Raw genomic sequence first — 9994 nt, 5'->3', positions numbered from 1 at the left:
ACACGGCACCGAAACCGTCTCCGAACGCGAATACGTCATGCTCGACCGCACCGGCCGCGTCCAACTCCCCGCCGCCTTCCTCACCGCCCTCGGCATGCAACACCGCGTCGCCGCCGACCTCGCCACCGACCACATCCAACTCCGCCCCGACGACACCGCCTGAACCCCGGTCGGGTCAGGTCTGCGGGGCGCGCGGGGCGCGGGCCTGGACGAGGGCGACGTAGCGGACGGTGAAGACCATCGGGACGACGAAGCCGGCGATCTGGACGATCAGCGAGGGGGTGGAGTGCCCGTGGCCGCCGTGCGCGAGGACGCCGAGGACGACGGCGGTGACCGCGAAGGCGGCCGTCCACACCGAGGTGATGATCACGTTGACCCGGATGAACGGCTTGAGCGTCCAGAACTCCCGCGGGGTGGTGCGCTTGGCGATGCCGAGCGTGAACGGCTTGCCGATCAGCAGCGAGCCGCCGGCGATCACCGCGAGGACGGCGGAGGACAGCGTGGCGGAGTAGTCGCGGACGCCGGAGTGCGGGTCGGCGAAGGCGATCGCGGCGAGTACCGCGAAGTACAGCGCGGAGCCGGTCTCGATGATCAGCGCGTCCCATCCGGCGCCGGCGAGGCGCTGCTGGACGGTGACGGCGGCGGCGACCAGCAGGCCGGCCAGTGCGGCCCACTGCCACTGGGCCGAGGGGATCACCGCGAAGATGATCCAGGGCAGGAAGGTGCGCAGGTAAGACATGGGTCCGAGATCCCCCTAGGTGGTCGGCCGATGCTCCCTCAGGCCGTCTTTCCGCAGGATATCCACCGGGCGGGCCGCCCACACCGCCCGCCGGGTGGACGGATCATGACACTTCGTCAGCTGGCCGGATCAGGCCACCCGCCCCCCGGGCTCCCGCCCCGGGCCGGCCGGGGCGGACCGGGGCGGGCCGGGGCGGGTCAGCAGGGGCGGAGCGAGGCGAGGGCGTCGTTGAAAGCGCTGCCCCGGGTGGCGGGGGCCATCGTGGTGGCGGTGCCCCGGTAGTCCTTGCCGGGGTACCAGCAGTAGGTGACGGGCGAGTTGTTGACCCAGGCGGAGACGCCCCCGGTGCCGGTGAACCGGGAGCCGTCGGGCAGGCGGAGGAGCCCGGTGTCGGTGAGCGCGGTGCCGGGCAGCAGGGCGACGGCGGCGTGGTCGTAGTGGACGCCGTCGTAGAGGCAGACCCAGCCGGCCGGGCAGTCGACGTGCCGGGCGGGGCGGCTGTCGCCGTTGAGGACGTGCACGCCGGGCGGGTTCCCGGCGGGTGCCGCCACGGGCGCCGCCACGGGTGCGGCGAGGGCCGGGGCGGCGCCGAGCGGGAGCAGGGCCAGGGCGAGAACGAGCGGGCGCAGGTGCATCGGTCGGGTCCTCACGGGGAGTCGGGTTCCGGCCCGGCCGGTGCCGGTGGGCGGGGCGGGGCGGCGGGTGGTCAGGCGTTCCACGGCGTTCCCAGCAGCCTGAGGTCGGTGGCCCGGTCGGCGGGGTCGGCGGTCCACCACACCTGGGCGTTGGCGCCCTTCTTGATGGGGAAGTCGGCGGACACGGCCTGCTGCGGCCCGACCTGCCGCCAGACGACGTCGCGGGTGCCCTTGAGGGTGGCGGCGCACTTCGCGGCGTCGAGGTTGGGGGCCTTGCCGCCGTCGCAGTCGTGGACGACCAGCGAGAGGTCGGCGTCGGCGGGGCTCGTGTTGGTGAAGACCAGGCGTCCGCCGCCGGCGGTCTCGCACCAGGTGACGGTGCCGCCGGTGACGGGGACCGCGGGGCCGGCGGCGCCGGTGCAGGCGGGTTCGGTGTCGCGGGCGGCGGGCGGGGCCGCGGCGGGACCGGAACCGGAACCGGGGCCGGGCGCGGGGGCGAGGGCGGTCAGGGCGAGGACGGCGGCGGTGGCGGCGAGGGCCGCCGGGAGGTGGCGGCGCCGGGGGGTGCGGGGCATGGCTCTCCTGCTCGGGTGCGGAGCCCGTGGGACGGGGCGGGCCGCCGATCCGCTCGGCGGTCACGCTCAGTCATCACCAGGAGGGGTGGCCGCCTATCGCTTCGTTGACGCACTGTCACCCGATCGGCCAGCCCCGCGTCCTCGCCCGGTCGATCCGCCCGCCCCGCCCGGCCGGTGACGGAGGGTCAGCGGCCGTTCAACGCGGGGCGAGGCCGGCCAGCAGCAGGTCGACGACGGCGTCCAGGTCGGCGTCGTTGGCCGGGGCGGTCCAGTCGGCGGCGTGCGCGGGGTGGTGGAAGCGGGCGGTGGCCTGGAAGACGGCGCGGCCCGCGACGGCCGGGTCGGCCGCGGTGAGCTGGCCCGCGGCGACCCCGGCGGCGACGATCCGGGCGAGCTGTCCGGCCAGTTCGTCCTCGTGCGCGGTGACGATGCCGGTCGCGTCGCCCACCAGTTCCCGGAACGTGCGCTGCAGTTCCGGGTCCTGGAGGGCGTAGTCCCGCTTGATCGCGTTGAGGGCGCGGACCCAGCCGCGCAGCCGCTCGGGGGCCGGCAGGGCCGGGTCGTCGGCGATCGCGGCCATCGGGGCGGACGTCCGGCGCAGCCAGCGTTCGGCGACCGCTTCGCGCAGCGCGGCCTTGGTGCCGAAGTGGCGGTAGACGCTGCCGTGGCTGACGCCGAGCGCGCGGGCGACGTCCACCACGGTCGCCTTGGCGGGGCCGTAGCGGCGCAGGACGTCCTCGGCGGTGTCGAGGATCCGCTCGGCGGTCAGCTGTTCGGTCATGGCCCCGAGGTTACCGTTCGGGCCGGTCGCGGCCGGTGCGGGCCCGCTCCCCCGGCGTCCGTGCTACCGCTCGCTGTCGAGCATCGCCATCTGCGCCGGGTCGTAGCGTTCGCCGCGGGCGGCGTCGGCGGGCACGGCGGCCTCGATGGCGGCGAGGTCGGCGGGGGTGAGGGTGACGTCGAGGGCGCCGAGCGCCTCGTCGAGGCGGTCGCGGCGGCGGGCGCCGATCAGCGGGACCAGGCCGTCGCCGCGGCCGAGCACCCAGGCGATGGCGAGCTGGGCGACCGTGACGCGCTTGTCCGCGGCGATCGCCCGCAGGGCCTCGACCAGGGCGAGGTTGTGGTCGAGGGCGTCGCCGCTGAAGCGCGGCAGGTGGGCGCGGAAGTCGCCGTCGGCGGCCTGCGGCTTCCAGTGGCCGCTGATCAGGCCGCGCGAGAGCACGCCGTAGGCGGTGACGGCGACGCCGAGTTCGTTCGCGGCGGGCAGGATGTCCTGCTCGATGCCGCGCGAGATCAGCGAGTACTCGATCTGCACGTCGGTGATCGGGTGGACGGCGTGGGCGCGGCGCAGCGTGTCGGCGCCGACCTCGGAGAGGCCGATGTGCCGGATCCAGCCCTTGTCGACCAGTTCGGCGAGGGTGCCGACGACGTCCTCGATCGGGATCTCGGGGCTGATCCGGGCCGGGCGGTAGACGTCGATGTGGTCGGTGCCGAGCCGCTGGAGGCTGTAGGCGACGAAGTTCTTGATCGCGGCGGGGCGCAGGTCCACTCCGAGGAAGCCGCCGTCGGCGTCGCGCAGCGCCCCGAACTTGACGCTGATGACGGCCCGGTCGCGGTCGCGGCCGCGCAGCGCCTCCTGGAGCAGCATCTCGTTGTGCCCCATGCCGTAGAAGTCGCCGGTGTCGAGCAGCGTGACGCCCCGGTCGAGGGCGGCGTGCACGGTGGCGATGCTCTCGGCCCGGTCGGCCGGGCCGTACATGCCGGACATGCCCATCAGCCCCAGGCCGAGGCGGGAGACGGACGGGCCGGTGGTGCCGAGCGTGGTGTTCTCCATGGCTCCACCGTACGCCCATCCGCTGACAGATTTCAAAATCTGTCAGTCCAATTTTGTCAAAGCTTGGTCCTGTCGCCGGCGGCCCCGGTCACCGGAGGCGGGCGAGGATCTCCCGGTGGTGGCCGCTGACCTCCGGCAGGTCGTCCGGCCGGGCCCAGCGGTGGGCGTCGTGCTCGGTGAGGGTGACGGGGGCGCCGTCGGGGACGGCCGCGGTGAAGGCGAACTGGCGGGCCCGCAGACCGGTGCGGCCGGTGAAGTCGGCGGCGTGCAGGTAGCCGAGGGCGAGCCCGGTGAGGCCGGTCTCCTCGGCGAGTTCGCGGGCCGCGCCGTCCCGCGGGTGCTCGCCGGGTTCGAGCGAGCCGCCGGGGATCTCCCACCGCCCGCCGAGGTAGTCGTCCGGGCTGCGCCGGACCAGCAGGATCCGCCCGCTGCCGTCCCGCACCACCACCCCGCCCAGCAGCTCGGTGATGCCCTCGTCGCGGGCCTGCCGGACGAGTTCCCGGAAGTCGGTCATCGCGTTCCCCCTCGTGCGTGCGCGTCGCCCCGACCCTACCCACCGCGCGGCCGCGGGAGACCGGGCCGCGGAGCGCGGTCCCCGCCGTGCCGCCGCCGTGCTGCCGTGCTGCCGTGCTGCCGCCGGACCCACGGGGCTCCCGGGGGGCCCGGCTTGTAGGCTCGCAGGGAACAGCTCTGATTTCTTGAAGGGGGAGCCCGGTGCGCGCCCGTCGGTGGATAACTGTGGTCGCTGGAGTGGTCGCGCTGAGCGGCCCGACGCTCGCGTACGCCCGGGGCGGTGGCGGCAGCCACGGGTTCGGGGGCGGCGGTGGCGGCGGCGGGGGCAGCCACGGTGGTGGCGGCGGCGGCTTCCACGGCGGCGGCTTCGGCTACGGGTTCGTGGCCGGCAGCGGGGGCGGCGGCGGGTTCGTGGCCCTGCTGGTGATCGTGGCGATCCTCGTCCTGTTCCTGTGGATCAGGTCCCGGCGCCGGAAGGCGAAGCAGGCGGCCGGCCTGAACACGGTGTCGGACCGCGCCGCGCACCGCGCGGACGAGCAGGCGCGCGAGCGGGCCGTCCAGATCGGGGCCCGGGTCGACGCCCTGGCCGAGACCGACCCGACCTTCGAGCGCGGCGCGCTGGAGGCCCGGGCGGTCTGGCTGTACACCACCGCCCAGCAGGCCTGGACCCGCAACGACCACGCGGTGCTGCAGCAGATCCTGTCCCCGGTGCTCTACGGCAAGTGGGCCGAGGAACTGCAGGACTACGCCTCGCGCGGCGAGGTCAACGTGGTGGAGGTCGTCTCCGGCCCGGACGTCGAGCTGGTCGACCTGGCGAACCGCACCGGCGAGGTGAACGACACCGTCACCTTCCGGATCACCGCGACGCTCAACGACTACGTGCGCAGCGGCTACGGCACCGACGCCGCGCGCAAGGACGGCTCGACCCGCCCGGTCGAGTACTGGACGCTGCGCAAGAACCTGGCCGGGGAGTGGATCGTCTCCTCGATCGAGCAGGCGGCCGAGGGCGCGCACCACCTGACCAACGCCGTCGAGACGGACGGCTGGGACCAGCGGGAGGTCGCCCGCGAGGCGGTGCTGGAGGTGGCCGGGAAGACCGCGGTCCGGGGCGCGGGCGACATCCTGTCGCTCACCAACATCTCGTGGAGCGCGGACGCCGACGCCGCCGTCGGCGACCTGAGCGTGCTCGACGGTCGGTTCGACCGGGCCGTCCTGGAGGTCGCCGTGGAGCGCTTCCTGGAGGAGTGGGTGATGAACGACGGCAGCCTGGACTTCACCTCCGTGCGCACGCCCGACCGGACCGTGCTGCGCGAGGCCGTCATCAAGTCGGTCACGGTGCGCTCGCTGCTCTCCCGCGAGCCGATCGTCTTCCGGGTCGCGGTCGCCGCGGAGGGCGTCTACTACGAGGTCGACCGGCGCACCGAGCAGGTGCTCCGCGGCGACGCCCGCACCCGCCGGCCGCTCGCCTTCGCGTTCGACCTGCGGATGGACGACGCCTCGGCCGACACCTGGGCCGTGGTCGCCGCCACCCCGGAGTAGGCCCGTCCCGGCCGGGGCGCCCGCGCGCGTGCGCGGACGCCCCGGCCGGTTCGGTGCGGGGTCGGCTCGCGGGGTCAGCTCGCCGGGACGGTGTCCTTGAACGCGGTGCCGGCCGTGCGCAGCGCGGCGACGTTCGAGGCGACCTGGGCGGGGCTGAGCACCTGGTCCTTGACGAAGTACACGTAGTCGACCTGCTCGTCGTACGAGCGCGGCGTGGTGGAGGTCTGGCCGGCCAGGTCGATCAGCCAGTGGTTGAAGTCGATGAACTGCGGGGTCTCGGGCAGGTAGGGCTCGCCGTGGGTGGCGACGACCTGGCCGTCGATCCAGTAGGTGATGGCGCTGTTGTCGATGGTGAACTGCAGCAGGTGCCAGCCGTCGTAGGACTGGCGCTGCTCGCCGTGGGTGTTGACGGCGTTCCACGGGTCCGGGTTGTAGGTCTCCCAGCTGGTCTCGTACATGATGTTGCTCTGCTCGCCCCAGCCGCCGTTGGGCAGGTACTCGAAGTCCTGCTCGCTGTAGTTCGGGTCCATCGGGGCGTTGAGCGGGGTGAAGGCGAAGAAGGTCTGGTTGACGTGGTCGCCGTCGGGGCCGCTGCCCGGGGCGTCGGCGAACTTGACCCGGGCCGCGTAGGTGCCGTTCTTGAACTTCCGCGCGGTGCTCTGGATCTCGGTCTCCTTGGTACCGGCGGCCGTGCCGTCGGTGGTCAGCCGCAGGTTGAGCACCTGGCTGCCGCCGACGGTGGGGAAGGTGACGTCGGCCGGGGACCAGGTGGCGCCGGGGACGCCGGGGCCGCCCTGGCCGGACTTGACGGTCCAGCCGTGCTGCTGGACGGCGGCGTCCGCGCTGGTGGTGTAGGAGAAGTCGTCGAACAGGACGGGCGCGTTCGGGTCGACCGGCGGGGTGGAGGTGGAGCCGGACGGGGACGGGCTGGGGGACGAACTGGGCGACGGGGACGGGTTGTTGCCGGTGGGGGCGGTGCCCCAGATCAGCGCGCCGTCCTCCTGGAGGGTGACCTTCTGCCAGTCGGCGTAGCCGGTCTGGGTGCCGCTGAAGGAGTAGTCGTCGGACTGGGTGAGGGTCTGCCAGTCGGAGCGGTAGAAGCGCAGCTGCATGTCGCCGGTGGTCTGGCCGGGGGCGAGCGAGCCGGCGCCGGCGGTGAAGCCGATCTCCAGGTAGCGGTCGGCGGTGGCGGTGGGGTTGGCCAGGGTGCCGAAGGTGCCGGTGATGTTGGCGCAGCCCTTGACCGCCCAGGAGCAGGCGAAGCGGTAGCTCACCGACGGGCCGTCGGACTTGAAGTAGTAGCGCAGGGTGATCCGGTTGAGCGCGACGGTGCTGCTGCCGGTGTTGGTGACCTGCAGCCAGGGCTCGGACTGGTCGGCGCTCGCGCCGGTGGCGCTGGTGCGGTACTGGACGCTGAACGCGTCGGCGGCCGAGGCCGGGGCGACGGTGAGCGCGGTGGCGGCCAGGCCGGCCGCGGTGATCGCGGCGGCCGCGGCGAGCCGGGCGCGCCGGCTGGTGGTGCGGGGGCGTGCGGACACGGTGGTTCCTTCCGTGGGGGGAGTGCCCCGCGGTGCGGCGGGGCGGAGGGACGTTCCGGCGGTGCACGTGCGGGGTGCGGCGGCGGAGGTGGTCCGCGTGCTGCGGGCGGCCGCTGACGGTGGGTCGGCGGCCGGGTCTGTGGGGGGTGTTCAGGTGGTGGCCGGCTCGCGTTCGGCGTGGTGGACGCCGAGGGCGGCGAGGCGGGGGCGGTGCGCGGCGAGGGCGGGCAGGAAGTCGCGGGCGTAGTCGCTGGCGGGGTTCCAGGCCCGGTCGGCGATGGCGCACAGCCGGGGGTAGGCGAGGTAGTCGAAGTGCTCGGCGGTGGTGACGAACTCGCTCCACAGCTGGGCCTGGGTGCCGAGCACCCGGGCCCGTTCGGCCTCGTCCCAGTGCGCGGGGGCGGCCTGGTGGGCGTGCGCGGTGGGCAGGTCGACGACGTGGTCGGCCTGGCCGAGCGGTTCGTCGGGGCGGGCGGACTGCGGGTAGTCGAGGTAGGTGGCGCGGTGCGGGGCCATCACCACGTCGTGGCCGCGGCGGGCGGCGTCCCGGCCGTGGTCGGCGTCCCGCCAGGGCATCACGGTGAACTCGACGGGCAGCGTGGCGCCGTCGGTCTCGGCCCAGCAGACCGGGACGCGGCCGGCGTCCAGCAGGTGCCGGCCGACCTCGCCGAGGAACCAGCCGCGCAGCCGGGCGGGGGTGGCGAGGCCGAGTTCGGCGGCCCGGCGGCGGGCGGCGGGGCTGTGCTCCCACTCGGTGGTGGGGCACTCGTCGCCGCCGAGGTGGACGTAGCGGGAGGGGAACAGTTCCATCGTCTCGTCCAGCACGGTGCGGCAGAAGGCGAGCGCCTCCTCGTGCACGCCGAGCACCGTCTCGCACACGCCCCAGTCGGTCCACACGTCGAGCTGCCGCCCGGGGTGGTTGCCCAGGTGCGGGTAGGCGGCGAGGGCGGCCCGGGTGTGGCCGGGCATGTCGATCTCGGGGACGACGGTGACGCCGCGTTCGGCGGCGTGGGCGACCAGGCGGCGCAGTTCGGCCTTGGTGTAGGAGCCCTGGTGCGGCTGGGCGTCGTAGGCGGTGGAGCCGGCGTGGCCGACCATGCTGCGGGCGCGGCGGGCGCCGATGCCGGTGAGTTCGGGGTAGGCGTCGACGGGCAGCCGCCAGCCCTGGTCGTCGGTCAGGTGCAGGTGCAGGACGTTGAGCTTGTGCAGGGCGATCCGGTCGACGGCGGCGAGCAGGCGGTCCAGGGGCTGGAAGTGCCGGGCGGTGTCGATCATGAATCCGCGCCAGGCGTGCCGCGGCCGGTCGGTGATCCGGACGGCGGGCAGGGTCCACTCGACGCCGGGGGCGGGGGTGGCGGAGAGCGCCTCGGGGGGCAGCAGCTGGCGCAGCGTCTGCACGGCGTGCCGCAGGCCGGCGGGGCGGGCGGCGTGCAGGACCACCTGGAACGGGTCGACCGTCAGCCGGTAGCCCTCCTCCCCCAGTTCCCGCTCGCCGGGGTCCAGGGTGAGCACCACGGTGCCCTCTGGCCCGGGCGCCAGCGGCAGCCCGGTGGCGGGGCGCAGCAGGGTGCGCAGCAGGTCGGCGACGGCGGCGGCCTCGCCGTCGGCGCGCACGGTGGTCCGCTCGGTCAGGGTGAACCGTCCGGCGGCGGGAACGAGGTCGACCGGGGTCGGCAGGATCACGGGGTGGTCTTCTTCCGGGGGTAGGGGCGCGGGCGGGGGGGCCGTGCGGTCGGGGCGGCCGTGCGATCGGGGCTGCCGTGCTGACGGGGTGGGCGTGCTGACGGGGTGTCAGCCTTTGACGGCGCCGGCGGTCATGCCGGTGGTGACCTTGTTCTGCAGGAACAGGAAGACCAGCAGGACGGGGAGCATGAAGAGGGTGGCGGCGGCCATGGTGGCGCCCCAGTCGGTGCCGAAGACGTTGGCGAAGGAGGAGAGCCAGACCGGGAGGGTGCGGGCGTCCTGGTTCTTGATGATCAGGGTGTTGGCGAAGGCGAACTCGTTCCAGGCGGTGATGAAGCCGAACAGCGAGGTGGCGAGCAGGCCGGGGGCGAGCAGCGGGAGGGTGATGCGGCGGAAGGCGGCGGCCCGGGTGCAGCCGTCGACCTGGGCGGCTTCCTCGAGTTCGGCGGGGACGGCGGCGAGGAAGCCGCGCAGGGTGACGATGGTGAAGGGGAGGGTGGTCATGAAGTAGACCAGGGTGAGCATGCTGAGGCTGTCGAGCATGTCGGTGTCGCGGGCGATCACGTACATCGGGATCAGCAGGGCTTCCCAGGGCGCCATCTGCGCGGTGAAGACCAGCAGCAGGAACGCCCGGCGGCCGCGCCAGCGCAGTCGGCCGACGGCGTACGCGGCGAGCAGCGCGACGAGCAGGGAGAGCAGGACGGCGCCGAGGGTGACCAGCAGGCTGTTGCGCCAGTAGCCGCCGAAGCCGGGGGCGTGGACCGCGGTGGCGAAGTGGTCGAGGGTGGGGTGCAGGGGCAGGAAGGTGGGGGTGGCGGACTGGATCTCGGCGGTGGGTTTGAAGGCGGTGGCCACCATCCAGTAGACGGGGAAGGCGGCGGTGGCGAGGACGGCGAGCGCGGCGAGGTTGAGCGGCAGGCGGCGCAGCCGGCGGGGGG

At 74.3% G+C, this 9994-nt stretch carries 10 protein-coding genes; 1 reads left to right on the top strand and 9 read right to left on the bottom strand.

Annotated elements, in window-relative coordinates; all coding sequences use genetic code 11:
- Positions 1-175: 175 nt before the first annotated feature.
- From IH44_RS0136960 to IH44_RS0136935, 6 genes are all read right to left on the bottom strand, one after another.
- Positions 176-739, bottom strand: coding sequence for a hypothetical protein (locus IH44_RS0136960; protein WP_030464224.1), 564 nt, complete (start codon positions 737-739; stop codon positions 176-178).
- A 197-nt stretch (positions 740-936) separates the two neighbouring features.
- A complete protein-coding gene (locus tag IH44_RS0136955; RefSeq protein ID WP_063759760.1) occupies positions 937-1374 on the bottom strand; it encodes a peptidase inhibitor family I36 protein in 438 nt (145 codons plus the stop codon).
- Between the two features lie 71 nt (positions 1375-1445).
- Positions 1446-1949 carry a hypothetical protein gene (locus tag IH44_RS43430; RefSeq protein WP_051818087.1) on the bottom strand — a complete coding sequence of 168 codons (504 nt, stop codon included), beginning with the start codon at positions 1947-1949 and terminating at the stop codon, positions 1446-1448.
- Between the two features lie 196 nt (positions 1950-2145).
- Positions 2146-2730, bottom strand: a complete 585-nt coding sequence (locus tag IH44_RS0136945) for a TetR family transcriptional regulator (RefSeq protein ID WP_030464221.1) — start codon at positions 2728-2730, stop codon at positions 2146-2148.
- 63 nt (positions 2731-2793) lie between these two features.
- The gene (locus tag IH44_RS0136940) at positions 2794-3783 is read right to left on the bottom strand and encodes an aldo/keto reductase (RefSeq protein ID WP_030464220.1); all 990 of its coding nucleotides are present in this window, start codon (positions 3781-3783) and stop codon (positions 2794-2796) included.
- A gap of 88 nt (positions 3784-3871) precedes the next feature.
- Positions 3872-4297, bottom strand: a complete 426-nt coding sequence (locus IH44_RS0136935; RefSeq protein ID WP_030464219.1) for an NUDIX hydrolase — start codon at positions 4295-4297, stop codon at positions 3872-3874.
- Positions 4298-4521: 224 nt separating this feature from the next.
- On the opposite strand from IH44_RS0136935, the gene IH44_RS0136930 reads away from it, so the two are divergent.
- The gene (locus IH44_RS0136930) at positions 4522-5835 is read left to right on the top strand and encodes a TIM44-like domain-containing protein (RefSeq protein WP_051818085.1); all 1314 of its coding nucleotides are present in this window, start codon (positions 4522-4524) and stop codon (positions 5833-5835) included.
- 74 nt (positions 5836-5909) lie between these two features.
- On the opposite strand, the gene IH44_RS0136925 is transcribed toward IH44_RS0136930, so the two are convergent.
- The 3 genes from IH44_RS0136925 to IH44_RS0136915 all read right to left on the bottom strand — a co-directional run bounded on the left by IH44_RS0136925 (position 5910) and on the right by IH44_RS0136915 (position 9983).
- Complete coding sequence (locus tag IH44_RS0136925) at positions 5910-7373, bottom strand: cellulose binding domain-containing protein (RefSeq protein ID WP_030464217.1); 1464 nt, start codon at positions 7371-7373, stop codon at positions 5910-5912.
- A 150-nt stretch (positions 7374-7523) separates the two neighbouring features.
- Positions 7524-9056, bottom strand: a complete 1533-nt coding sequence (locus IH44_RS0136920; RefSeq protein ID WP_035957467.1) for a beta-N-acetylhexosaminidase — start codon at positions 9054-9056, stop codon at positions 7524-7526.
- Positions 9057-9164: 108 nt separating this feature from the next.
- The gene (locus IH44_RS0136915; protein ID WP_063759759.1) at positions 9165-9983 is read right to left on the bottom strand and encodes a carbohydrate ABC transporter permease; all 819 of its coding nucleotides are present in this window, start codon (positions 9981-9983) and stop codon (positions 9165-9167) included.
- Positions 9984-9994: the final 11 nt, after the last annotated feature.

It is taken from the genome of Kitasatospora sp. NRRL B-11411, assembly GCF_000721345.1.
In the GTDB taxonomy this organism is placed as follows: domain Bacteria; phylum Actinomycetota; class Actinomycetes; order Streptomycetales; family Streptomycetaceae; genus Kitasatospora; species Kitasatospora cineracea.
This window is presented reverse-complemented; position numbering and strand designations above follow the sequence as displayed.